This is a genomic window from Pseudomonas sp. NMS19W (assembly GCF_051554255.1).
Taxonomy (GTDB): Bacteria; Pseudomonadota; Gammaproteobacteria; order Pseudomonadales; family Pseudomonadaceae; genus Aquipseudomonas; species Aquipseudomonas kribbensis.
This window is the reverse complement of record NZ_CP136718.1, coordinates 5,779,578-5,802,941: the sequence shown is the minus strand read 5'-3', so window position 1 is coordinate 5,802,941 and position 23,364 is coordinate 5,779,578. Positions and strand designations below refer to the sequence as shown.

Here is a 23,364-nt window from a genome sequence, read left to right as displayed (position 1 = left end):
GCGACCCGGGAAAAGCCTGATGATGCGGGCATTCCGGCGGATCGCAGCTTGAGCGTAGCAGCTCCGCAAGCGGGCGCTTCACGCCCCGGACCGGCACTCTCAGGAGCTCTGCATCAATGGCTATCAGCGTTTTCGACCTGTTCAAAATCGGCATTGGTCCCTCCAGTTCTCACACCGTCGGGCCGATGCGCGCCGCGGCGCTGTTCGTCGAGTCGCTGCGCGACAGATTCCTGCTGGAGCAGGTTCGGCGGATTGAAGTGCAGCTGTTCGGTTCGCTGTCGGCCACCGGTGTCGGTCACGGCAGCGACAACGCGGTGATCATGGGCCTGATGGGCGAGTGGCCGGACGCGATCGATCCGTCGCAGATCGGCCCGCGGATCCAGGCCCTGCGCGAAACTCACACCCTATTACTGGATGGTCGTTTGTCGGTGCCCTTTATATGGGCCCGCGACATGCGTCTGATCGACGAGAACCTGCCGTTCCACCCCAACGCCATGACCCTGGTTGCCGAAGGCGATCACGGCGAGATTCATCGCGACACCTACTATTCGGTCGGCGGCGGTTTTGTCGTCGATGAGGCGCAGGCCTCCAGCGGTGTGGTGGACCTGGATCGCACCGAATTGCCCTATGACTTCTCCAGCGCCGTCGAACTGCTGGAGTTGTGCAAGCAGAACAACCTGCGCGTGGCCGAACTGATGATGGCCAACGAGAAAGTCTGGCGCAGCGAAGAGGAAATCCGCGCCGGGCTGATGAAGCTCTGGCGGGCGATGCAGGATTGCGTCGAGCAGGGCCTCAAGCACGAAGGCATCCTGCCCGGCGGCCTCAATGTGCGTCGGCGTGCGGCCAAGTTGCACCGCAGTCTTCAGGAGTTGAACAAGCCCAACGTGATCGGCTCGACCCTCAGCGCCATGGAGTGGGTCAACCTGTTCGCTCTGGCGGTGAACGAAGAAAACGCGGCCGGCGGGCGCATGGTCACGGCGCCGACCAACGGCGCGGCCGGGATCATTCCGGCGGTGCTGCACTACTTCATGAAATTCAGCGAAGCGGTGACCGACGCCAACGTGGTCGATTATTTCCTCGGGGCGGCGGCGGTGGGGATTCTGTGCAAGAAGAACGCCTCCATCTCCGGTGCCGAAGTCGGTTGCCAGGGCGAGGTCGGTTCGGCCTGCGCAATGGCGGCGGCGGGGCTCGCGGAAGTGCTTGGCGCCACACCGGAGCAGTTGTGCAACGCGGCGGAAATTGGCCTGGAGCACAACCTCGGCCTGACCTGCGATCCGGTGGGCGGTCTGGTCCAGGTGCCGTGCATCGAGCGCAACGCGATTGCGGCGGTGAAGGCAATCAACGCGGCGCAGATGGCTTTGCGCGGCGATGGCCAGCACTTTATTTCGCTGGACCGGGTGATCCGCACCATGCGCGATACCGGCGCCGACATGCATGACAAATATAAGGAAACTTCACGGGGTGGATTGGCGGTCAGCGCGGTCGAGTGCTGATACGCCGACAGCGCCAGACCAGTCAAAACTGCGCACCAAGTGAGCATCGACAATAAAACGCGCCACCTTTTGGCGCGTCGCAATCAGATAAGAGTGTTTCCCACCCGCATGGCCGGATTCGCGCCGGCTACCGTCCGTCATCCGTGCCAGCGGTGACACTGTAGGACAATCCCCCGCAGCCCTGTTCCCACAAGTGCTACCGATCTGCTCACGCACCCCGGGGCAGGGCTTTCACCGCCGTTGATGGCACTTCGAACAACCTTTCGTCGGACGGCTTGTATAGACGCGTCGCGACGTCGTTTTCAGGAGTTATTGAACAGCCATTCAATTTTAGGCATGGCAATTGCTCTGTCATAACAAAGCCCCGTCTCACGCAAGAGAACGATGGCAATAACAAGAGCCTCCGCCTGAGGCCATCACCTGCTTTGTGTGAGGAGATACCGCGATGACGTCGTTCAACTCCGGGGCTCAACCCCAGAACCGTGCGCCTCAATCCATCGGCTTTCTGCTGCTGGACAATTTCACGCTGATTTCCCTGGCTTCCGCAGTCGAACCGCTGCGCATGGCCAACCAGTTGTCCGGTCGCGAGCTGTATCGCTGGACCACCCTCACCGTCGACGGTGGCCAGGTCTGGGCCAGTGACGGTCTGCAGATCACCCCCGACGCCTCCATGCACAAAGCCCCGGCCCTCGACACCATCATCGTGTGCGGCGGGATCGGCATTCAACGCACCGTTACCCGTGAACATGTCTCGTGGCTGCAAAGCCAGGCGCGCCAGTCCCGTCGCCTCGGCGCCGTGTGCACCGGCAGTTGGGCACTGGCCTGCGCCGGCCTGCTCGACGGCTTCGATTGCAGCGTGCACTGGGAATGTCTGGCAGCGATGCAGGAAGCTTTCCCGCGCGTGGCCATGAGCACCCGTCTGTTCACCCTCGACCGCAACCGTTTCACCAGTTCCGGCGGCACCGCACCGCTGGACATGATGCTGCACCTGATCAGTCGCGATCACGGCCGTGAACTGTCCGCCGCGATCTCGGAAATGTTCGTCTACGAGCGCATCCGTAACGAGCAGGATCACCAGCGCGTGCCGCTCAAGCATATGCTCGGCACCAACCAGCCGAAACTGCAGGAAATCGTCGCGCTGATGGAAGCCAATCTGGAAGAGCCGATCGACCTCGACGAGCTGGCGGTGTACGTCGCCGTGTCCCGTCGCCAGCTCGAGCGCCTGTTCCAGAAATACCTGCACTGCTCGCCGTCGCGCTACTACCTCAAGCTGCGCCTGATCCGTGCCCGGCAACTGCTCAAGCAGACGCCGATGTCGATCATCGAAGTGGCGTCGGTCTGCGGCTTCGTGTCGACGCCGCACTTCTCCAAATGCTACCGCGAATACTTCGGCATTCCGCCGCGTGACGAGCGCGTCGGCTCCAACACTACCCAGCAGGTGGCGATGCTGCCGCTGCCGCAGGCCATCGTGATGTCGCCGCTGTCCGGGCCGATGTCGGCGCTGAGCCAGGCGCGCAACGAGTCGACCTTCGCCAGCGTGCGTCTCTAAAACGAAAGATCGCAGCCTGCGACAGCGCCTTCAGCAAAGGCACTGTCGCAGGCTGCGATCTTTTTTTTCGGACAGGTATCAGGCGCGGGTCTGCTGGTACTGCGCCAGGGCCGGCAGCAACTGCTTGTCGATGGCTTCACGCACGATCGGCTGGATGCTCGCGCTGCTGGTGTACATCTGCTTGACCATGGTGCGCAGCGTGTTGGCCCGCACATCGTCCAGACCGCGCACGGCGCACTCGCAGGCCTGCTGTGCGGTAGAGCCCGACGGTACTTCGAATCCCAACGACTTGAGTTGGCCCAACAGGTCTTCCTGATCGATCAAATCGGCATACATCATGACGCGAATCCTTCTTTGGCAACGGAGGTCGTGGCTCGATTCTGGTGGGCCTGTACAGGCACGGCAAGGGCGATTTGTCGCAGTGTCCACATTGGCTATGAGCATGTCGTTTTCGGCTAACTCGCCGGCCAGGGGAGTGGGCACACTGGACTCAGCTCGCTTCACGAAGGTTTGGTCACCCTCGGCATGGCAGCTCCTCAACAGTACCCTCGCCCCGATCCTGTCACGGCTTGTATCGGGGCTTTTTTTGCCTGCAATAACGCTGGCGCGGTCTAGCGCTGAAGCACCAGAATCCGCGACAGCAACTCGTCCCGATCGATGTAGCAGCCCTGAAAATGCCGGGCTCCTGTAGTCGGGTCGAAGGCGTTGCGCGCATGCAGAGTGCGGCGATTGTCGAAGCACCACAACTCGCCCGGATTGAGCCGCTGCATCGCCCGGAAGCGCGGCTCGCGGGTCATGGCGATGAAGCGTCGATACGCTCGATACAGCACGGGCATTTGCTCCACGGACGTGTCGAACGCGCCGCGCAGGAAGTTGGCCATGCGGATTTCCGCAACCCGGCCCAAAGCATCGAGGGCGATGATCGGCGCAAGGCAGCGATAGTCGCTGTGGCGGTCCTTGTTGCGAAACTCCACCGGGATCTCGCACAGCGCCTTGAACGACGCGGGATCTTCCTGGCGCAACGCTTCGGCAATCGCAAAACCATCGACGAAAATGCTCTCGCCACCCTCGGCGTCGTTCACCAGGCAATGCAGAAATTGCAGCCCCGGTTGCAGCTCGCGGGTCGGCAGGTCCGTGTGCAGCGGCAAGTTGAAAGCGGTGTAGGCATTGCTGTCGGCATCGGCCTTGGATTGCACGTTGAACAGCACGCCGAAATTGCTCTCGCGGATGAACGAAATGCGCTGGGCGATCAGCTTCAGCGAGCCGGGTTCGGTAGGCACGCCGCGCACCTGGGTCAGGCCGATGTCGCGTACCGCCAGCAGCCATTGCAGCAGTGCCGCGTTGTCGTTCATCAGCGCTGAATAGTCGAACACCGGCAGCTGCAAATCGCTGTGCCACAGAAAGGCTTTCGGTTTGGCGGCGAGGCGTTCGGCACGGGACTCATCGTCATAGGCGTGGGCCCGCAACCAGCCTGCATCGAAGCGACTCAGGTGGCCGTCCTGCCAGTCGATGCGCAGGCAGCCATCGGTGTCGATATGCGCGGCGGCAGGTGACAGATCCGGCGCCGCATCGACGATCTCGAACACTTGCTCGCGGGTAACGCTGTAGACGCACTGCGGACACGGGCAGTTGTCCCGCAACCATACGTGGTGGAACGGGCTGACGCGCCCGTCGGCCCATTCGATCAGAACGCGATCCGCCAGGTTCTGCACGCCGTTCAGCGCGCTGATCAACGGATAAGTACGGAAATCGGCAACTGCGGCGGCGGTTTGCATGGCGGCTCCTTGCGATGAATGGATTTACCGGGCTGGGGGCAGGGCGATGACCCGGCCGATGTAAGCCGGGGCGGGCAGGTCGGCCTGCTCGGCGACGATGGCTTGCAGACGGCCCAGGGTTGCCGGGGTAAACGGTGCGGAACGCGGCCCGGCGAGATCGACGTGCAGCAGCATCTGTTCGTTGCCGGCCAGCTCCTTGTCACCACCGGCCAGGTGCAGGCTGTGATAGAGATGCAGGCGTTTCTGGTCGTGACCGATGATCTGCGTGCGCACTTCCACTTCGGCATCGAGCTTCACTTCGTGCAGGTAGTTGAGGTGCAGTTCGAGGGTGAACAGCGAGTTTCCGCTGGCTTCGCGGTGGTTGCTGTCCATGCCGAGACGATCCATCAGGGCGTCGGTGGCGTAGCTGAAGATCAGCAGGTAGAAGGCGTCGCGCAGGTGGCCGTTGTAGTCGACCCAGTCGGGGATGATGCGGGTTTGGTAGGTGGTGAGGGTGGGCATTTTTATCTCCAGGCACGAGCGCTCCCACGCTTTGCGCGGGAACGCTCAATCTGCAATTACTCGCTGAAACTCATTCCATGCTTTTCTTTGGTGGTCTTCACCGCCTCAAGCACCGCCAGCAGACAATCATCACGATAGCGCTCCAGCGCCGAAATACTGTGCCGCCCCAGTTGATCGCTGGTGCCATCCACCACATCGTCGATCAGCTTGTCCGTCAGTTCCGGCGCCGGCAGGTACGTCCACGGCAACTGCAACGCCGGACCGAACTGCGACATGAAGTGACGCATGCCGGCATCGCCACCGGCCAGGGTGTAAGTCAAAAACGTACCCATGAACGACCAGCGCAGACCGGCGCCAAAGCGGATCGCGTCGTCGATTTCACCGGTGGTTGCCACACCGTCGTTGACCAGGTGCAGCGCTTCGCGCCACAGCGCTTCGAGCAGGCGGTCGGCGATGAAACCGGGCACTTCCTTGCGCACATGCAGCGGGCGCATGCCGAGGGATTCGTAGACTTTCATTGCCGCTTGAACCGCTTCCGGCGCGGTGTTTTTGCCGCCGACCACTTCCACGAGCGGCAGCAGGTAAACCGGGTTGAACGGGTGGCCGACCACGCAACGTTCCGGGTGGGTCGAGCTCTCGTAGAACTCGCTCGGCAACAGGCCCGAAGTGCTGGAACCGATCAGCGCATTCGGCTTGGCCGCTGCGCTGATTTTGCTGTGCAGCTCCAGTTTCAGTTCGAGGCGTTCAGGGGCGCTTTCCTGGATGAAATCTGCGTCACGCACGCACTCTTCAATGGTCGCCACAAAACGCAGGCGATCCTGCGAAGCGCCCGGCGTCAGGCCGTTTTTCTCCAGCGCGCCCCAGGCATTGGCCACGCGTTTGCGCAGGGCCGCTTCGGCTCCCGGCGCCGGGTCCCAGGCCACCACGTCGAGGCCGTGGGCGAGGGCGCGGGCGACCCAGCCGCTGCCGATGACGCCGCTGCCCAGTGCTGCGAAGGTTTTGATTTCGGTGATAAAGCTCATGGTGATTTCCTGGAATGAGGCAAAAAAACGGTGGGCGCCAATGGCCCGCCCACCGGGGGAAAGGGTGATTTCAGCCGCGCTGGGTCAGGCCCATTTTCTTGCGACCTTCCGCTGGGGTCAGCACCCGGGCGCCGAGGCGGCTGAGGATCTCGGTGGCGCGTTCGACCAGTTGGCCGTTGGTCGCCAGCACGCCTTTGTCCAGCCACAGGTTGTCCTCCAGACCGACCCGCACGTTGCCGCCGAGCAGCACCGCTTGCGCGGCCATCGGCATCTGCATCCGGCCGATGCCGAAGCCTGCCCACACGGCGTCGGCCGGAAGGTTGTCGACCATGGCTTTCATGGTGGTGGTGTCGGCCGGCGCACCCCACGGAATGCCCAGGCACAGCTGGAACAGCGGGTTGTCGAGCAGGCCTTCCTTGATCATCTGTTTGGCGAACCACAGGTGACCGGTGTCGAAAATCTCCAGCTCCGCCTTCACGCCCAGCTCGGTGATGCGCTTGGCGCCGGCACGCAGCTGGGCCGGAGTGGAGACGTAAATGGTGTCGCCGTCGCCGAAGTTCAGGGTGCCGCAATCCAGCGTGCAGATTTCCGGCAGCAGTTCTTCGACGTGGGCCAGACGGGTCAGCGGGCCGACCAGATCGGTGTTCGGGCCGAACTCCATCGGGCTCTCGCCCGGGCCGATTTCCAGGTCGCCACCCATGCCGGCGGTGAGGTTGACGATGATGTCGACGTCGGCTTCGCGGATGCGCTCCATGACTTCGCGGTACAGCGCCACGTCACGGCTGAACTTGCCGGTCTGCGGGTCACGGACGTGGCAGTGCACGACTGTGGCGCCGGCCTTGGCCGCTTCGACGGCGGCTGCGGCGATCTGCTTTGGAGTGACCGGCACATGAGGGCTCTTGGCGGTCGTGTCGCCAGCACCGGTGAGTGCGCAGGTGATGATGACGTCGTGGTTCATGGTGCGTTTTCCTTCAGGCGTGATGGGTCTGTTCGCAGCCCGTGGTGGGCTGCGAAGTGGTTCGTTCGCTGCGGTTTATTTGCTGGTGAGCTGGAGGTTTTCAGCCGCCGGTTTGCCATCGAAGGTGGTGACGCCTTCGAGCCAGCGCTGTTTGTCCTGCGGGTGATCCTTGAGCCATTGCTTGGCCGATTCGAAAGCGTCCTTGTGATCGAGCAGCGGCTGCATCATCCGGCTCTCGTCTTCGGCGGTGAACGTCAGGTTGCTCAGCAGGCGACCGACGTTCGGGCATTGTTCGGCGTATTTCGGCGCGGTGACGGTCCACACGGTGGCCATGCCTTCGTTCGGGCCGAGGGCGTCGTCGCTGCCGGTCAGATAGGTCATCTTCACGTTGACATTCATCGGGTGCGGCGCCCAGCCGAAGAACACCACGGCTTCCTTGCGGCGCACGGCGCGGTCGACGGCGGCGAGCATGCCGGCTTCGCTCGATTCCACGAGCTGGAACTTGCCGAGGCCAAACTGATTCTTGGCGATCATCGCCTTGATCTGAGTGTTGGCGCCCGAGCCTGGCTCGATGCCGTAGATCTTGCCGCCCAGTTCTTTCTCGAACTTGGCGATGTCGGCGAAGGTTTTCAAGCCCTTGTCCGCCAGATAGGTCGGTACGGCGAGGGTGGCGCGGGCATCTTTCAGGCTCGGCGCTGGAAGGACTTTGACTTGGTTGGCGTCGACGAACGGGGTGATGGTCTGGGTCATCAGCGGGTTCCAGTAGCCGAGGAACAGATCCAGACGCTGGTCGCGGATGCCGGCGAAAATGATTTGCTGGGAGGCGCTGGTTTGTTTGGTGCTGTAGCCGAGGCCGTCGAGCAGAACCTGGGTCATGGCGCTGGTAGCGATCACGTCGGTCCAGTTCACCACGCCCATGCGCACGTTCTGGCACGACGCAGGTTCGGCCGCCATGACACTGGCGCTTAAAAACGCGGTACCGCTGAGTGCGAGAACACAGCTGCTGATCAGTCGTTTCATGTCGGGTTCCTCGGCAGGTCGTTATTGTGGGTCCCGGCGTCTGTCGCGCCGGTGATGCCAAGTTACGCAGCAATGCCCCTGTGAAAACGCACTGCGGCGACTGGCTCTTGCACTGTAGCGACCTGTGCTCTTGAACGCCGACGGCAAACGGCGTATCAACGTTGCACGCTACCCGCTGACCGAGTGCGCACCATGTCCCAGGATTTCTACTTTCTGTTGATGCCGGGTTTTTCCGCCATCGGTTTCATCTCTGCGATCGAACCGCTGCGGGTGGCCAACCGCTTTCGCGGCGAGTTGTATCGCTGGCACGTGTTGAGCGCCGATGGCGGGGCGGTGCTGGCGAGTAACGGGATGTCGGTCAACGCCGATGCGGCGCTGGAACCGCTGAAGAAAGGGGCGACGTTGCTGGTGGTCGCCGGGTTCGAACCGCTGAAATTCGCCACCCCTGCGCTGGAGCACTGGCTGCGACGCCTGGACAACGAAGGCGTGACCCTCGGCGCCATCGATACCGGCAGCTTCGTCCTCGCCGAAGCGGGCCTGCTCGATGGTCATCGCCTGACCCTGCACTGGGAAGCCATCGACGCCTTCAAGGAATCTTATCCACAGCTCAGCGTCACCCAGGAGCTGTTCGAGATCGACCGCCGGCGCATCACCTCCGCCGGCGGCACCGCGTCCATCGACCTGATGCTCGACCTGATCGCCCAGGCCCACGGCCCGCAACTGGCGATCCAGGTCAGCGAGCAGTTTGTATTGGGGCGGATTCGCCCGCGCAAGGACCACCAGCGCATGGAAGTCGCCACGCGTTACGGCATCAGCAACAAGAAACTGGTGCATGTGATCGGCGAGATGGAGCAGCACAGCGAACCGCCGCTGACCACCCTGGAACTGGCGGAATCGATCAAGGTGACGCGGCGGCAACTGGAGCGGTTGTTCCGCCTGCATCTGAACGACACGCCGAGCAACTTCTATCTGCGCTTAAGGCTGGAAAAGGCCCGGCAGCTGTTGCGCCAGACCGACATGAGCGTGCTGGAAGTCAGCATCGCCTGCGGGTTTGAATCACCGTCGTATTTCACCCGCAGCTACCGGGCGAAGTTTGCCCGGTGTCCACGCGAGGATCGGCGTACCGCTCAGGCCTGAGTTACTTCTTCATCAAAGCCGAGCAGGCCGCCTTGTAAGCCTCATGCTGATACTTGTTCAGCGTCCCCGGCAGCTCAAAGTTGTGCTTCTTGGTCTGGGCATTGATCGTCTGCGGCGACAGCAACGTCACCTCGCAACCGTCCAGCAACTGAAACACGCCCTCGATCTTGAACGTGGTCGGCCCGCCGGCAAACTCACCCTTCTTGCTGCGCTTCTTGATCGCGATTCGATCAATGGCGTTTTCTCGTACAAAAGACGCCACCTGAGCGGCGAACAGCTTCACGTTGGCCGCCTCGTCGTCATCGTCCAGGGCAATTTTCTTGGTGTTCAGAGCGACATGGCTCAGCGCCGAGCCGTTGAGGGACGCCACGGCGATGATCGCTTCACTGCCTTTGATTTCGATACCGCAGATGTTCATGTGAATCCCTTGATTGGCTGAAGAAGTACAGCTTACAGCTCGAGCTGGTTGGCAGTGATGCCAAACGCTGCTGCAATCTTCTCGCGAGTGACCTTGCGTGGCTTTGCAACGGTTTCCTGCTGTGCGAAGGCCGGCTGCGAAATGCCCATGCGTTTCGCCACTTCTTCCTGGGTCAGGTTGAGATGTTCGCGCCAGGCGCGAACCGGAAGGGCGCCATCAACGATGCGGCTAACGACTTCGTGGGGAATCATGCTTTCCATCTTCCAGTCACTCCTGACCTATCGACTCCAAAAACTCCGACCGCTCGTCACTCATCCGCGCCACGCAGTCATTCTGCGCAATCTTGAACGCCTTGCTGCCGTCCGTCGCCGGGAAGGCTTCGACGGCGCAGTCGGCGTCGCGGGTTTTCAGCCATTGTTGCTGGGCGGTCTTGAGTTTGGCGGTGATGTCGGCCAGTTGCGCGGGGTTCTTGCCGTAAGTCGACTGCATGCGTTCGTTCAGGCTGTTGTAGTTGTCCTTGAGCAGGTCTTCGGCGGTGGTGCGGCTGTAGGTCGAGCATTCCAGGGTCTGGACGTCGTTTTCCACCGCGTCGCACGGGTTGTTGTCGGACTCTTCGGCGGCGTGTACGCCGGTCGCAATCAGTGCCAAAGCCAGGAAGATCGATTTCATTGATGTCGCCGCTCTAATCCAGTGGTGTTTCCGGGATGCGGCAGATTCTGGCTCAAGCTCGCGGGCTTGAACAGGTGGCTGGTCGGACCGGTTGGCGACGCTTTGTCGCGGATTGACGCTTTCGGCAATTCCCCTGTCGTTTTTGCACCCGGCTGGTCGCGCACCGAGGCATATGCTGGCCCCAAAGCGCCGGCAGACGATTCGGCGCATGAATCGCCAATAAGGGGACGCCTGATGAGCCCAGCCGAATTACACGCCGACAGCATCGTTATCGACGGTCTGATCATTGCCAAATGGAACCGCGAGCTGTTCGAAGACATGCGCAAGGGCGGTCTGACGGCGGCCAACTGCACCGTGTCGGTGTGGGAGGGCTTTCAGGCCACGGTCAACAACATCGCCGCCAGCCAGAAGCTGATCCGCGAAAACAGCGACCTGGTGATCCCCGTCCGCACCACCGCCGACATCCGCAAGGCGAAGGAGCAGGGCAAGACCGGCATCCTCTTCGGCTTCCAGAACGCCCATGCGTTCGAAGACCAGATCGGCTATGTCGAGGTGTTCAAGCAGCTCGGCGTCGGCATCGTGCAGATGTGCTACAACACCCAGAACCTGGTGGGCACCGGTTGCTACGAACGTGACGGCGGCCTGTCGGGTTTCGGTCGCGAAATCGTCGCCGAGATGAACCGCGTCGGCGTCATGTGCGACCTGTCCCACGTCGGCTCCAAGACCTCCGAGGAAGTCATCCTCGAATCGAAAAAACCGGTCTGCTATTCCCACTGCCTGCCGTCGGGGCTGAAAGAGCACCCGCGCAACAAGTCCGATGAAGAGCTCAAGTTCATTGCCGACCACGGCGGTTTCGTCGGCGTGACCATGTTCGCGCCGTTCCTGGCCAAGGGCATCGATTCGACCATCGACGACTACGCCGAAGCCATCGAATACACCATGAACCTGGTCGGCGAAGACGCCATCGGCATCGGCACCGACTTCACCCAGGGTCACGGCCAGGACTTCTTCGAATACCTGACCCACGACAAGGGCTACGCCCGCCGTCTGACCAACTTCGGCAAGATCATCAACCCGCTGGGCATCCGCACCGTCGGCGAGTTCCCGAACCTGACCGAAACCCTGCTCAAGCGCGGCCACTCCGAGCGAGTCGTCCGCAAGATCATGGGCGAAAACTGGGTGAACGTCCTCAAAGACGTCTGGGGCGAATGAATAACTCTGGAGCCTACTCCGCTCGCCGATAGCTGCGTCAGGTCCTCGCGCCAAACTCGCCGTACGTCCCGTACTGTCTCGCTTGTCGCTCCGGTCCTTCCTTGCTCTCGACGTGCTCGCTACGGCTCCAAAGTCATTCATACGGCTTGTTTATAAGAGCAAAGCAAAAGCTTCGCTCGGCACCAACCACGAATTTTTCTGGAGTTAAGTTTCCATGGCCAAGATCGCCCCGCAATTGCCAATCGAAGTCGACAGCGAGACCGGTGTCTGGACCTCCGACGCCCTGCCGATGCTGTACGTGCCGCGGCATTTCTTCGTCAACAACCACATGGGCATCGAGGAAGTGCTGGGCGCCGACGCCTATGCCGAGATCCTCTACAAGGCAGGCTACAAATCCGCCTGGCACTGGTGTGAAAAAGAAGCCGAATGCCACGGCCTGGAAGGCGTCGCGGTGTTCGAGCACTACATGAAGCGTCTGTCGCAGCGCGGCTGGGGCCTGTTCAAGATCCAGGACATCGACCTCGATAAAGGCACCGCCAGCGTCAAGCTCGAACACTCGGCGTTCGTCTACGTCTACGGCAAGGTCGGGCGCAAGGTCGACTACATGTTCACCGGCTGGTTTGCCGGTGCCATGGACCAGATCCTCGCCGCACGCGGCAGCAAGATCCGCACCGTGGCCGAGCAGGTCTACGGTGGCTCCGAAGAAGGCCACGACGACGGCCTGTTCACCGTCAAGCCGTTGTAAGTCGAGGAACCCGCCATGGCTTTCGAAGCAATGTTTCAGCCAATTCAAATTGGCAAACTGACCATCCGCAACCGCGTGCTCAGCACCGCGCACGCCGAGGTCTACGCGACCGACGGCGGCATGACCACCGAGCGGTACGTCAAATACTACGAAGAGAAAGCCAAGGGCGGCATCGGCCTGGCGATCTGTGGCGGTTCGTCCGTGGTGGCGATCGACAGCCCGCAGCAATGGTGGAGTTCGGTGAACCTGTCCACCGACCGGATCATCCCGCACTTCCAGAATCTCGCCGACGCCATGCACAAGCACGGCGCCAAGATCATGATCCAGATTACCCACATGGGCCGTCGCTCCCGTTGGGACGGTTTCCACTGGCCGACCCTGATGTCGCCGTCGGGCATCCGCGAACCGGTGCACCGCGCCACTTGCAAAACGATTGAGCCGGAAGAAATCTGGCGGGTGATCGGCAACTACGCGCAAGCGGCTCGCCGCGCCAAGGCCGGTGGCCTGGACGGCGTCGAACTGTCGGCCGTGCACCAGCACATGATCGACCAGTTCTGGAGCCCGCGGGTCAACAAGCGGACCGACGAATGGGGTGGCACCTTTGAAGGCCGGATGAAGTTCGGTCTGGAAGTGTTGAAAGCGGTGCGCGCCGAAGTCGGTGACGACTTCTGCGTCGGCATGCGCATCTGCGGTGACGAGTTCCACCCGGACGGTCTGTCCCACGAAGACATGAAGCAGATCGCCAAGTATTACGACGATACCGGCATGCTCGATTTCATCGGCGTCGTCGGCTCGGGTTGCGACACCCACAACACCCTGGCCAACGTGATTCCGAACATGAGTTACCCGCCGGAGCCGTTCCTGCACCTGGCGGCCGGGATCAAGGAAGTGGTCAAGGTTCCGGTGCTGCACGCGCAGAACATCAAGGACCCGAACCAGGCCACGCGGATTCTGGAGGGCGGTTACGTCGACATGGTCGGCATGACCCGTGCCCACATTGCCGATCCGCACCTGATCGCCAAGATCAAGATGGGCCAGATCGACCAGATCAAGCAGTGCGTCGGCGCCAACTACTGCATCGACCGTCAGTATCAAGGTCTGGACGTGCTGTGCATCCAGAACGCCGCCACTTCCCGTGAATACATGGGCGTGCCGCACATCATCGAGAAATCCACCGGGCCGAAACGCAAGGTAGTGATCGTCGGTGCCGGCCCGGCGGGGATGGAAGCTGCCCGTGTGGCAGCCGAACGTGGCCACGACGTGACGCTGTTCGAGAAGAAAGAATTCATCGGCGGGCAGATCACCACGGCGTCGAAAGCGCCGCAGCGTGACCAGATCGCCGGCATCACCCGCTGGTTCCAGCTGGAGCTGGCGCGGCTGAAAGTCGACCTGCGTCTGGGCACTGCTGCAGATGCCGACACCATCATGGACCTGCGTCCGGACATCGTGGTGCTGGCGGTCGGCGGGCATCCGTACCTGGAACAGAACGAACACTGGGGCGCCGCCGAAGGGCTGGTCGTCAGTAGCTGGGACGTGCTCGACGGCAAGGTTGCGCCGGGCAAGAACGTGCTGGTCTACGACACCATTTGCGAGTTCACCGGGATGTCGGTGGCCGACTTCCTCGCCGACAAGGGCAGCCAGGTCGAGATCGTCACCGACGACATCAAGCCGGGCGTGGCCATCGGCGGTACGTCGTTCCCGACCTACTACCGCAGCATGTACCCGAAAGAAGTGATCATGACCGGCGACATGATGCTGGAGAAGGTCTACCGCGAAGGCGACAAGCTGGTTGCGGTGCTGGAGAACGAATACACCGGCGCCAAAGAGGAGCGGGTGGTGGATCAGGTGGTCGTCGAGAACGGCGTGCGCCCGGACGAAGAAATCTACTACGCGCTCAAGGACGGCTCGCGCAACAAGGGCCAGATCGATGTCGAGGCGCTGTTCGCGATCCAGCCGCAACCTTCGTTGAGCAGCAACGGCGACGGTTACCTGCTGTTCCGCATCGGTGACTGCGTGGCGCAGCGTAATACACACGCCGCCATCTATGACGCACTGCGGTTGTGCAAGGATTTCTAAAACCACACCGAACCAATGTGGGAGCGGGCTTGCTCGCGAAGAACGATAACGCGGTACACCTGATACACCGCGTCGCCTGATTCGCGAGCAAGCCCGCTCCCACATGAGACCCCGCGGTCTTTGGGAGCTTCACCATGCTCAACACCCTTCTTCCCATCCTGATCTTTGCTGCCCTGGGCCTCGCGGCTCTCGGCGCATTGCGACGGATAAACATGTGGCGTCGGGGCCGGGCCTCGAAGGTCGATCTGATCGGCGGCCTGTTCGCCATGCCCAAGCGTTACATGGTCGATCTGCACCACGTGGTGGCGCGGGACAAATACATCGCCAATACCCACGTGGCCACGGCGGGCGGCGCGGTGGCGTCGATCGTGCTGGCGATTCTGGTCCACGGTTTCGGCCTGCATAACCGCATCCTCGGCTACGCGTTGCTGCTGATGACGGCGGTGATGTTCGTCGGGGCGATCTTCGTTTATCGGCGTCGGCTCAACCCGCCGTCGCGACTGTCCAAAGGCCCGTGGATGCGCCTGCCGAAAAGTCTGCTGGCGTTCTCGGCGTCGTTCTTTCTGGTCACCTTGCCGGTGGCGGGGATCCTGCCGGAGAACTTCGGCGGCTGGGTGCTGGCGGCTATTCTCGGCGTCGGTGTTTTGTGGGGCGTGTCGGAGCTGTTCTTCGGCATGACCTGGGGCGGCCCGATGAAGCACGCCTTCGCCGGTGCGTTGCACCTGGCCTGGCACCGCCGTGCCGAACGTTTTGGTGGCGGTCGCTCTACCGGTTTGAAACCGCTGGATCTGAATGATCCGACCGCGCCGCTGGGTGTGGAAAAACCCAAGGATTTCACCTGGAACCAGTTGCTCGGTTTCGACGCCTGCGTGCAGTGCGGCAAGTGCGAAGCGGCATGCCCGGCGTTCGCCGCCGGCCAGCCGCTGAACCCGAAAAAACTGATTCAGGACATGGTGGTCGGCCTCGCTGGCGGCACTGATGCTCAGTTCGCCGGCAGCCCGTATCCGGGCAAACCGGTGGGCGAACACTCAGGCAATCCGCATCAACCGATCGTCAACGGTCTGGTGGATGCCGAAACCCTGTGGTCGTGCACCACTTGCCGCGCCTGCGTCGAGGAATGCCCGATGATGATCGAGCACGTCGATGCCATCGTCGACATGCGTCGTCACCTGACCCTGGAAAAAGGCGCGACCCCGAACAAGGGCGCCGAAGTCCTGGAAAATCTGATCGCCACCGACAACCCTGGCGGTTTCGCTCCGGGCGGGCGGATGAACTGGGCGGCGGACCTGAACCTCAATCTGCTCAGCGAGAAGAAATCCACCGACGTGCTGTTCTGGGTCGGCGACGGCGCCTTCGACATGCGCAATCAGCGCACCCTGCGCGCCTTCGTCAAAGTGCTGAAAGCGGCCAAGGTCGACTTCGCGGTGCTGGGGCTGGAAGAGCGTGACAGCGGCGATGTGGCCCGCCGTCTGGGTGACGAGGCGACTTTCCAGTTGCTCGCCAAACGCAATATCCAGACCCTGGCCAAATACCGCTTCAACCGCATCGTCACCTGCGATCCGCACAGCTTCCACGTGCTGAAAAACGAGTACGGCGCCTTCGACGGTAACTACCTCGTGCAGCACCACAGCACCTACCTGGCGGAAATCATCCAGGCCGGCGCGCTGAACCTCGGTCAGCACAAAGGTAACAGCGTGACCTATCACGATCCGTGCTACCTCGGCCGCTACAACGGCGAGTACGAGGCGCCGCGCGAGGTGCTGCGCGCCCTCGGCATCGAGATCAAGGAAATGCAACGTTCCGGCTTCCGTTCGCGCTGCTGCGGCGGCGGTGGCGGGGCGCCGATCACCGACATTCCGGGCAAGCAGCGGATTCCCGACATGCGCATGGAAGACATCCGCGAGACCGGCGCCGAGCTGGTGGCCGTGGGTTGTCCACAGTGTACGGCGATGCTCGAAGGCGTGGTCGAACCGCGTCCGCTGATCAAGGACATCGCCGAACTGGTGGCCGACGCGCTGCTCGAAGACGCTGCGCCGAACAAGCCTGCCACTCCGGCCAAACGTGAACCTGCGGAGGCCCACTGATGAGCGACATTATCCGCCGCGACCCCCGCGCCGAATGGATCGCACGTAACCGTCTGCATCCGCTGCACGCGGCCATGCAACCGGCGCAACACAGCTGGATGGGCCCCAACGGGATCATCCGCAAGAATCTGCACGGCATCGGCTTCATCGGGCCGAACGGCATCAAACGCATCGACCGCAGCGGCGCCCAGCAGGGCGGGGCGGTCAAACGCTCGGCAGCAGTCGAAGTGCAATTGCCGCTGCATCAGGTGCCGGCCCCGGCGTTCTACATCAGCGTGGTGCCGGACATGGTCGGCGGCCGCTTGAGCAGCCACGACCGCGACCTGCTCGGCCTGGCCCATCAACTGGCCGGCAGCGACGGCGCGGTGCTTGCCGTGGTGTTCGGCGAGCACAAAGAAAACGCTTTCGCCACGGCGGGCGTTGACCGCTTGCTGGTGCTGGAAGGCGAAGAATTCAGCGGTTATGCACCGGAGCAACGGATCCAGGGCCTGCGGGCTGTGGATAACCAGTTCAACCCGCGCCACTGGCTGCTGCCGGACAGCCGCAGCGGTGGTGGCGAACTCGGTCGGCGCTTTGCCGCCGCACTGGGCGAGCGCCCGGCCACGCGGGTGTGGCAGGTCAAGGATCAGGAGTGTATTGGCCGCGCCGGTGCCGGGTTGCAGGATCTTGCCCGTCCGGTTGCACGGCTGATTCTGGCGTCCGCCGAATGCGCCGAACCGGTCAGCGAAACCCGTCACGAAGCGCTGCCGGTGGAGTTATCCACACCCGTGGCGCGCAGCCTGTCGCGGATCGAGGATCTGGGCGCCGTGGCGGTGGACCCGGCGGCGATTCCGATGGCCGAAGCCGAGTTCATCTTCTCCGGTGGCAACGGGGTCAAGGACTGGGAGCTTTTCCACAGGACCGCCGCCGCTCTTGGCGCCACCGAAGGCGCCTCGCGGGTGGCGGTGGACGACGGTTTCATGACCCGCGACCGCCAGGTCGGCGCATCCGGCACCTGGGTTACCGCGCGGGTTTATGTGGCGGTGGGAATTTCCGGGGCGATCCAGCACCTGCAAGGCATCGGAGCCTGCGACAAGGTGGTGGCGATCAATCTCGATCCGGGCTGCGACATGATCAAGCGTGCCGATCTGTCGGTGATCGGCGAAAGCGCGGAAATTCTTCAGGCCTTGATCGCGGCGGTAGAGGCTTACCGCAACGAAGCCAAGCGCGATGCGGCTTAAGGAACGGTTATGAGCACAAAGATCATCAGTCTGGTTTCAATCGGCGCCCACCCGACCTCGGGCCGCCCGCGTCGTGCCGAACAGGATGCACGGGCGGTGGAACTCGGCTTGCAACTGGCTGGGGATAACCTGCAAGTGCTGCACGCCGGCGACATTGCAGAACCTGCGTTGCGCGCCTATCTGGGCATGGGCCTGGAACAGATGCATGTGCTGGAACAACCGGCTGGCGCCGACGCGCTGCCGGCGTTGACCGACTATTTGCGGGATGCCGGGGCTCAGGTCGTGTTGACCGGCAGTCAGGCGGAAACCGGTGAAGGTTCGGGGATGCTGCCGTTCCTGCTGGCCGAAGGGCTGGGCTGGCCGCTGGTGGTGGGGCTGGCGCAGGTCGAATCGATCAACGACGGCTCGGCGCTGGTGCTGCAAGCATTGCCCCGTGGGCAGCGCCGTCGGTTGAAAGTGCGCCTGCCGTTTCTCGCGACTGTGGATAACGCGGCGCCCAAGCCACGGCAAAGTGCTTACGGCCCGGCGCGGCGCGGCGTTCTTCAGGCAAAAGATGTGGAAGTGGTGGATGACGAATTGCTTTCGGTGGCGACACTGCAACCGGCCAAGCCACGGCCGAAGCGGTTGAAGGTGATCAAGGCCAAGAGCGGGGCGGACCGGATGAAGGCGGCTACGGCCAAGGCTAGTGGGGGTGGGGGGCAGGTGCTCAAGGGTGTGACTGCTGAGGCTGGGGCGGAAGCGATTTTGAAGTTGCTGATTGAAGAGGGTGTTGTCCGCTAGAAGCCCCTCACCCTAGCCCTCTCCCGGGGGAGAGGGGACTGACCGAGTTGGGCCGGCCACTTACATCGACCTGCGACTTCAGCGGTGACCTTGGTTCGCCAAGCATTAACCACTTGATCTGGCTTTAGTTTGATCAACCCTGAGGTCGCGATGACCGCTCAGGTCGATGTACCTCTCGAGATCACTACCGTAGGCTCCCTCTCCCTCCGGGAGAGGGCTGGGGTGAGGGAAGGCTGTTTACCCACAATCCCTGTTGGCGGATCTGTGGATAACGTGTTCGCCCCTCCCTGAACCCCACGCCAATCAAGCCCTACAGTCATCAGATCAAAAAATAACCAGCCTAACTTGCGGTTTTTTCGGGCTTTTTCCCAAGGGTAACTTCTCAAGTTGCCCCCAATCTCTGTTGGCCCTTCTGTGGATAAGATGTTCGCTATCCGCTGCAGGCCATATAAATCGTGGCTTACGATGGGTTGATCGAAAAATGATCAATTCGACCTTTTGAAACAATAATCTTCACGTAAACCCCGATTTATCAAGCCCTCCAGCGCTTTTCCACAGCACCCGCGAAGTTACCCCCGAACTCTGTTGGCGCTTCTGTGGATAAGGTGTTCGCCATCCTCTGAAAGCCACGTAATCCGTTGTCTGTAGCGATTTGATCAAAAAACAGTCAATCGCTAATGGAATCGCTGCTTCTGAATAAGTCACGGTTTTTCTTCACAAAACCCCGATTATTTTCCAAGGTCATCCACAGTTGTCCCCATTTGCTGTGGGTGGCTGTGTGGATAACTTGTTCGCCAAACCCTGCAAGCCCCGCCGGCTATAGTCCAAACGGCAATTGATCACATTTCATACAGTTCTAAGAGCGTGCCTTGACTTCAAACCGGCCGCTGTCTTCACTCCAATGGCACAAGGACCGCCGTCACTTATCCACATCTGGTTCAGGGAGAACGCGTGATGGATACCCAGCCACATCGCTCACCCCTCAATCCTCGCTTGCTGTCAGCCCCGAAGCCGCGCACGCGCACCTTGCGTCGTGCCGCCAATCAGCATGCCCGTCTATAGCGCCTGAATCCTGCCACACCGCTGTACTGCCGTCGGGTTTGCCCCGGAGGCCAGGTGCCCGTTCGCCCATTGATTGCAGGCAACCGCAGAGTTGCCCCATCTGCCTGAGAGAGGAACCACCTCATGACACGGATCGCAACGCCCATCAGCGACATCAAGGAACACTACGACGTGATCGTCATCGGCTCCGGGTACGGCGGCGGCATTGCCGCTTCGCGTCTGTCCCGGGCCGGAAAAAAGGTGTGCCTGCTGGAGCGCGGTCGGGAAATCCAGCCCGGCGAATACCCCAACACCATGATCGCTGCGACCGAAGAGCTGCAGGTGCACGACCCCGACGGCCACATTGGCTCGCGCACCGGGTTGTTCGATCTGCACGTCAACGCGCAGCAGAACGTGGTGGTCGGTTGTGGCCTCGGTGGCACGTCGCTGATCAATGCCAACGTTTCGCTGGAACCGACAGCCGATGTGTTCAAGGATCCACGCTGGCCATTGGCGGTGCGTGAGGACCAGGATGGCTTGCTCAAGGAGGGCTACAGAAAGGCCCGGGAGATGCTCAAACCCAACGCTTATCCGGACAGCGCACCGAACCTGGCCAAGCTCGATGCCAACAAAAAGTCCGCGGACTTCCTCAAGCAAGGCGCGAATTTTTACAAGCCGCCGATCAACGTGACCTTCGACAAACTGCCGAACAACCTCAACCACGTCGGCGTCGAGCAACTGCCGTGCAACCACTGCGGCGACTGCGTTTCGGGCTGTAACAACAAGGCCAAGAACACCACGCTGATGAACTATCTGCCGGACGCCACCAATCACGGCGCGGAGATTTACTGCCAGGCCCAGGTGCGGCATCTGGAGCGCGACGGTGATGGCTGGATCGTGCACTTCCAGTACCTCGACAGTGGCCGCGAGAAATTCGACGCGCCAACGCTGTTCGTGAAGGCCGACATTGTCGTGGTGTCTGCCGGCACCTTGGGCTCCACGGAAATTCTGCTGCGCTCGCGGGACAAGGGCCTGGCGATGTCCGGCCAGCTCGGCGAGAACATGAGCGGCAATGGCGACATCCTCGGCTTCGGCCACAACTGCGAGCAGGCCATCAACGGCATCGGTTTCGGCACGCACTCGGCCAAGGAGATGAAACCGGTCGGCCCGTGCATCACGTCGATCATCGACATGCGCAACGAGGGTGATCGCAGCAGTCGCATGGTCATCGAGGAGGGCTCGATTCCCGGCGCCCTCGGGCGGCCGATGGTGCCGGCGATGGCCGGGTTCGCCGAGATGATCGGCGTGCCCACCGACGACAGCTTCAGCGGCAAGGTGAAGTACAAGGAGCGCGAAGCCGAAAGCTTCCTGCGCGGCCCTTACTACGGCGCGCTGCACAACATGCAGACCTACCTGATCATGAGCCACGACAGCGGCCAGGGGCGCATGGTCCTCGACAGCAAGGATCAACTGCGCATCGACTGGCCGGGCGTCGGCGAGCAGGAAAACTTCAAGATCGGCAACGAACGGCTGCACCAGAGCACCAAGGCTTTGGGCGGGATCTGGGTCGAGAATCCGATCTGGACCAAGTTGCTCAAACACAGCATCGTCTCGGTGCATCCGCTGGGCGGTTGCGTGATGGGTGAAGACGCCGCGCAAGGCGTGGTCAACCACAAGGGCCAGGTGTTCAGCGGCGCCAGTGGCACCGATGTCTACGCCAACCTGTACGTGACCGACGGCGCGGTGATTCCGACCTCACTGGCGGTCAACCCGCTGCTGACCATCTCCGCCGTCAGCGAGCGCAACATGGGCCTGCTGGCCGCCGACCGTGGCTGGAAAATCGATTACACACTGCCTTCGGCGCCGCGCAAACAACCGGTGCCACCGACTCTCGGCGTGCAGTTCACCGAGACCATGAAGGGCTATTTCTCCCGCGCCTTTACCGCTGCGCAGAGTACCGATCTGAAGGTTTATGAGGCGGCGGCCAAACGCGGCGAAGCAGACAACTCGCCGATCGATTTCACCCTGACCATCACCGCCAACGACCTCAACCGGATGATCAAGGAGCCGGAGCACGCCGCGACGATCGTCGGCACGGTGATCGCCCCGGCGCTGTCGCCGCAGCCGCTGACCGCCAGCAACGGCGTGTTCAACCTGTTCGAGCAATTCGAGCAGCAGGTCGACACACGCCACATGAAATACGACATGAAACTGACCGCCGAGGACGGCAACGACTATTTCTTCAGCGCCTTCAAAACCGTGCCGGAAGACAATGGCGTGCTGAATATCTGGCATGACACCAGCACCCTCTACGTCACGCTGTATCGCGGCCCGGATAAATCCGGCGAAGTCATCGGCTCGGGTGTGATGCACATCAAACCGGCGGATTTCGCCAAGCAGATGACCACCATGAAAGTCCTCAACGCGCGCAACGAGCGTGAGCGCATTGAAGGGCTGGCGCGGTTCGGCAAGTTCTTCGCCGGGATCCTCTGGGAGAGTTACGGCGGGGTGTTCGCCGGCGACAAATACTTCAACCCCGACGCACCGCCACGCTTGAAACGGCCGCTGGATGCGCCGACGCCGGATGTGCATTTCTTCCCCACCGAGGACGGCGTGGAGCTGCGCCTGAGCCGCTATCAGGCCGGCAGCAAAGGGCCGGTGATGCTGGTGCACGGGTTGGGTGTGGGCTCGAACATCTTTTCCACCGATACGATCCAGACCAACCTGCTGGAGTTTCTCTGCAAGCATGACTACGACGTGTGGCTGCTGGATTTCCGCGTGAGCATCCTGCTGCCGGCGAGCAAGAAGGAATGGAACGGCGACCAGATCGCCCAGTACGACTTCAAGGCTGCCATCGCGCAGATCCAGCAGAAGACCGGCGCGAAGGACGTGCAGTGCGTGGTGCATTGCTACGGCGCAACGACCTTCTTCATGTCGTTGCTCGCCGGGTTGCAAGGCGTGCGTTCGGTGGTCTGCTCGCAGATCGCCGCCGACACGGTGGTTGCGACGGCGACGGGGTTGAAGGCCGGTTTGCACTTGCCGGGGATGCTTGACGCCATCGGCATCAAATCCATGACCGCCTACGCCGACAGCAAGGAGAACTGGTTCAACCGCCTCTACGACAAGGCCCTCAACGGCTACGCGCGGATCGAAGCCCAGGGTTATTGCACCAACCCGGTGTGCCACCGCATCACCTTCATGTACGCCTCGCTGTACCGGCACGACACCCTCAACGAGACGCTGCACGACAACCTGCATGAACTGTTCGGCGAGTCGAACATCGAGACCTTCGAACACCTGGCGCTGATCGTGCGCAAAGGGCATCTGGTGGACTTCAAGGGCAACGATGTGTACATGCCGCACTTCGACCGGCTGACCATGCCGATCTGCTTCATCAGCGGCGCGGAAAACCAGTGCTACTTGCCGGAGAGCACGCTCAAGACCTATCAGCGGGTTTGCGAGAAGCACGGACCGGAGCGCTACAGCCGGCATGTGGTGCCGGGTTATGGCCACATCGACTGCATGTTCGGCAAGAACGCGGTGGTCGATGTGTATCCGATCATCCTTGAACACCTGGAGAAAACCGCCCTCGGTTGATCTCGGACCGAGTCGACTGCATCGCTGGCAAGCCAGCTCCCACAGGGTTTTGTGCCGGTCACAAAAT

At 61.9% G+C, this 23,364-nt stretch carries 18 protein-coding genes and 1 pseudogene; 10 read left to right on the top strand and 9 right to left on the bottom strand.

The genetic code is table 11. From position 1 onward, the window contains the following. The first annotated feature begins 116 nt into the window (after window positions 1-116). Entirely contained in the window at window positions 117-1,493 is a 1,377-nt protein-coding gene (locus R1A29_RS26635; RefSeq protein ID WP_114886004.1) for an L-serine ammonia-lyase, read from the top strand. A 445-nt stretch (window positions 1,494-1,938) separates the two neighbouring features. After that, window positions 1,939-3,042, top strand: coding sequence for a GlxA family transcriptional regulator (locus R1A29_RS26630; protein ID WP_065260190.1), 1,104 nt, complete (start codon window positions 1,939-1,941; stop codon window positions 3,040-3,042). 78 nt (window positions 3,043-3,120) lie between these two features. Here R1A29_RS26630 and R1A29_RS26625 read toward each other — a convergent pair whose 3' ends face one another. The 6 genes from R1A29_RS26625 to R1A29_RS26600 all read right to left on the bottom strand — a co-directional run bounded on the left by R1A29_RS26625 (window position 3,121) and on the right by R1A29_RS26600 (window position 8,318). Continuing rightward, window positions 3,121-3,381 carry a hypothetical protein gene (locus R1A29_RS26625; RefSeq protein ID WP_085688602.1) on the bottom strand — a complete coding sequence of 87 codons (261 nt, stop codon included), beginning with the start codon at window positions 3,379-3,381 and terminating at the stop codon, window positions 3,121-3,123. 272 nt (window positions 3,382-3,653) lie between these two features. Continuing rightward, window positions 3,654-4,817: a gamma-butyrobetaine dioxygenase gene (locus R1A29_RS26620; RefSeq protein WP_438300011.1), complete on the bottom strand. Its 1,164-nt coding sequence runs from the start codon at window positions 4,815-4,817 to the stop codon at window positions 3,654-3,656. A gap of 24 nt (window positions 4,818-4,841) precedes the next feature. Then, the gene (locus tag R1A29_RS26615) at window positions 4,842-5,318 is read right to left on the bottom strand and encodes a thioesterase family protein (RefSeq protein ID WP_438300010.1); all 477 of its coding nucleotides are present in this window, start codon (window positions 5,316-5,318) and stop codon (window positions 4,842-4,844) included. 56 nt (window positions 5,319-5,374) lie between these two features. Beyond that, window positions 5,375-6,340, bottom strand: a complete 966-nt coding sequence (locus R1A29_RS26610) for an L-carnitine dehydrogenase (protein ID WP_438300009.1) — start codon at window positions 6,338-6,340, stop codon at window positions 5,375-5,377. Between the two features lie 70 nt (window positions 6,341-6,410). Beyond that, complete coding sequence (locus tag R1A29_RS26605) at window positions 6,411-7,298, bottom strand: 3-keto-5-aminohexanoate cleavage protein (RefSeq protein WP_039768000.1); 888 nt, start codon at window positions 7,296-7,298, stop codon at window positions 6,411-6,413. Window positions 7,299-7,373: 75 nt separating this feature from the next. Then, window positions 7,374-8,318, bottom strand: a complete 945-nt coding sequence (locus R1A29_RS26600) for a choline ABC transporter substrate-binding protein (protein WP_192552471.1) — start codon at window positions 8,316-8,318, stop codon at window positions 7,374-7,376. A gap of 192 nt (window positions 8,319-8,510) precedes the next feature. On the opposite strand from R1A29_RS26600, the gene R1A29_RS26595 reads away from it, so the two are divergent. Then, window positions 8,511-9,455 (top strand): GlxA family transcriptional regulator, encoded by a 945-nt coding sequence (locus R1A29_RS26595; RefSeq protein ID WP_085688589.1) that lies wholly within the window; start codon window positions 8,511-8,513, stop codon window positions 9,453-9,455. 1 nt (window position 9,456) lies between these two features. On the opposite strand, the gene R1A29_RS26590 is transcribed toward R1A29_RS26595, so the two are convergent. The 3 genes and pseudogenes from R1A29_RS26590 to R1A29_RS26580 all read right to left on the bottom strand — a co-directional run bounded on the left by R1A29_RS26590 (window position 9,457) and on the right by R1A29_RS26580 (window position 10,542). After that, window positions 9,457-9,873, bottom strand: a complete 417-nt coding sequence (locus R1A29_RS26590) for a DUF3010 family protein (protein WP_438300008.1) — start codon at window positions 9,871-9,873, stop codon at window positions 9,457-9,459. 32 nt (window positions 9,874-9,905) lie between these two features. Next, window positions 9,906-10,124: pseudogene (locus R1A29_RS26585) on the bottom strand (helix-turn-helix domain-containing protein); the annotation flags it as partial. Window positions 10,125-10,140: 16 nt separating this feature from the next. Continuing rightward, window positions 10,141-10,542: a lysozyme inhibitor LprI family protein gene (locus R1A29_RS26580; protein ID WP_438300007.1), complete on the bottom strand. Its 402-nt coding sequence runs from the start codon at window positions 10,540-10,542 to the stop codon at window positions 10,141-10,143. Between the two features lie 234 nt (window positions 10,543-10,776). Between R1A29_RS26580 and R1A29_RS26575 the strand changes: the two genes are divergently transcribed. The 7 genes from R1A29_RS26575 to R1A29_RS26545 all read left to right on the top strand — a co-directional run bounded on the left by R1A29_RS26575 (window position 10,777) and on the right by R1A29_RS26545 (window position 23,297). Beyond that, window positions 10,777-11,754 carry a dipeptidase gene (locus tag R1A29_RS26575; protein WP_039768004.1) on the top strand — a complete coding sequence of 326 codons (978 nt, stop codon included), beginning with the start codon at window positions 10,777-10,779 and terminating at the stop codon, window positions 11,752-11,754. A gap of 214 nt (window positions 11,755-11,968) precedes the next feature. Beyond that, window positions 11,969-12,499: a DUF5943 domain-containing protein gene (locus tag R1A29_RS26570; RefSeq protein WP_007926354.1), complete on the top strand. Its 531-nt coding sequence runs from the start codon at window positions 11,969-11,971 to the stop codon at window positions 12,497-12,499. A 15-nt stretch (window positions 12,500-12,514) separates the two neighbouring features. Beyond that, complete coding sequence (gene dgcA, locus R1A29_RS26565; RefSeq protein ID WP_007959780.1) at window positions 12,515-14,575, top strand: dimethylglycine demethylation protein DgcA; 2,061 nt, start codon at window positions 12,515-12,517, stop codon at window positions 14,573-14,575. A 134-nt stretch (window positions 14,576-14,709) separates the two neighbouring features. Beyond that, entirely contained in the window at window positions 14,710-16,659 is a 1,950-nt protein-coding gene (gene dgcB, locus R1A29_RS26560; protein ID WP_438300006.1) for a dimethylglycine demethylation protein DgcB, read from the top strand. Continuing rightward, window positions 16,659-17,879 (top strand): electron transfer flavoprotein subunit alpha, encoded by a 1,221-nt coding sequence (gene etfA / locus R1A29_RS26555; protein ID WP_114885994.1) that lies wholly within the window; start codon window positions 16,659-16,661, stop codon window positions 17,877-17,879. The genes dgcB and etfA overlap by 1 nt, the downstream gene beginning before the upstream one ends. Window positions 17,880-17,888: 9 nt before the next feature. Continuing rightward, window positions 17,889-18,659, top strand: a complete 771-nt coding sequence (gene etfB, locus R1A29_RS26550) for an electron transfer flavoprotein subunit beta (RefSeq protein ID WP_438300005.1) — start codon at window positions 17,889-17,891, stop codon at window positions 18,657-18,659. Between the two features lie 1,185 nt (window positions 18,660-19,844). Beyond that, the gene (locus R1A29_RS26545; protein WP_438300004.1) at window positions 19,845-23,297 is read left to right on the top strand and encodes an alpha/beta fold hydrolase; all 3,453 of its coding nucleotides are present in this window, start codon (window positions 19,845-19,847) and stop codon (window positions 23,295-23,297) included. Window positions 23,298-23,364: the final 67 nt, after the last annotated feature.

Coding starts and splice junctions, on each gene's coding strand:
- R1A29_RS26635 (WP_114886004.1), top strand. CDS start 117: ATGGCTATCAGCGTTTTCGACCTGTTCAAAATCGGCATTGGTCCCTCC.
- R1A29_RS26630 (WP_065260190.1), top strand. CDS start 1,939: ATGACGTCGTTCAACTCCGGGGCTCAACCCCAGAACCGTGCGCCTCAA.
- R1A29_RS26625 (WP_085688602.1), bottom strand. CDS start 3,381: ATGATGTATGCCGATTTGATCGATCAGGAAGACCTGTTGGGCCAACTC.
- R1A29_RS26620 (WP_438300011.1), bottom strand. CDS start 4,817: ATGCAAACCGCCGCCGCAGTTGCCGATTTCCGTACTTATCCGTTGATC.
- R1A29_RS26615 (WP_438300010.1), bottom strand. CDS start 5,318: ATGCCCACCCTCACCACCTACCAAACCCGCATCATCCCCGACTGGGTC.
- R1A29_RS26610 (WP_438300009.1), bottom strand. CDS start 6,340: ATGAGCTTTATCACCGAAATCAAAACCTTCGCAGCACTGGGCAGCGGC.
- R1A29_RS26605 (WP_039768000.1), bottom strand. CDS start 7,298: ATGAACCACGACGTCATCATCACCTGCGCACTCACCGGTGCTGGCGAC.
- R1A29_RS26600 (WP_192552471.1), bottom strand. CDS start 8,318: ATGAAACGACTGATCAGCAGCTGTGTTCTCGCACTCAGCGGTACCGCG.
- R1A29_RS26595 (WP_085688589.1), top strand. CDS start 8,511: ATGTCCCAGGATTTCTACTTTCTGTTGATGCCGGGTTTTTCCGCCATC.
- R1A29_RS26590 (WP_438300008.1), bottom strand. CDS start 9,873: ATGAACATCTGCGGTATCGAAATCAAAGGCAGTGAAGCGATCATCGCC.
- R1A29_RS26580 (WP_438300007.1), bottom strand. CDS start 10,542: ATGAAATCGATCTTCCTGGCTTTGGCACTGATTGCGACCGGCGTACAC.
- R1A29_RS26575 (WP_039768004.1), top strand. CDS start 10,777: ATGAGCCCAGCCGAATTACACGCCGACAGCATCGTTATCGACGGTCTG.
- R1A29_RS26570 (WP_007926354.1), top strand. CDS start 11,969: ATGGCCAAGATCGCCCCGCAATTGCCAATCGAAGTCGACAGCGAGACC.
- dgcA (WP_007959780.1), top strand. CDS start 12,515: ATGGCTTTCGAAGCAATGTTTCAGCCAATTCAAATTGGCAAACTGACC.
- dgcB (WP_438300006.1), top strand. CDS start 14,710: ATGCTCAACACCCTTCTTCCCATCCTGATCTTTGCTGCCCTGGGCCTC.
- etfA (WP_114885994.1), top strand. CDS start 16,659: ATGAGCGACATTATCCGCCGCGACCCCCGCGCCGAATGGATCGCACGT.
- etfB (WP_438300005.1), top strand. CDS start 17,889: ATGAGCACAAAGATCATCAGTCTGGTTTCAATCGGCGCCCACCCGACC.
- R1A29_RS26545 (WP_438300004.1), top strand. CDS start 19,845: ATGACACGGATCGCAACGCCCATCAGCGACATCAAGGAACACTACGAC.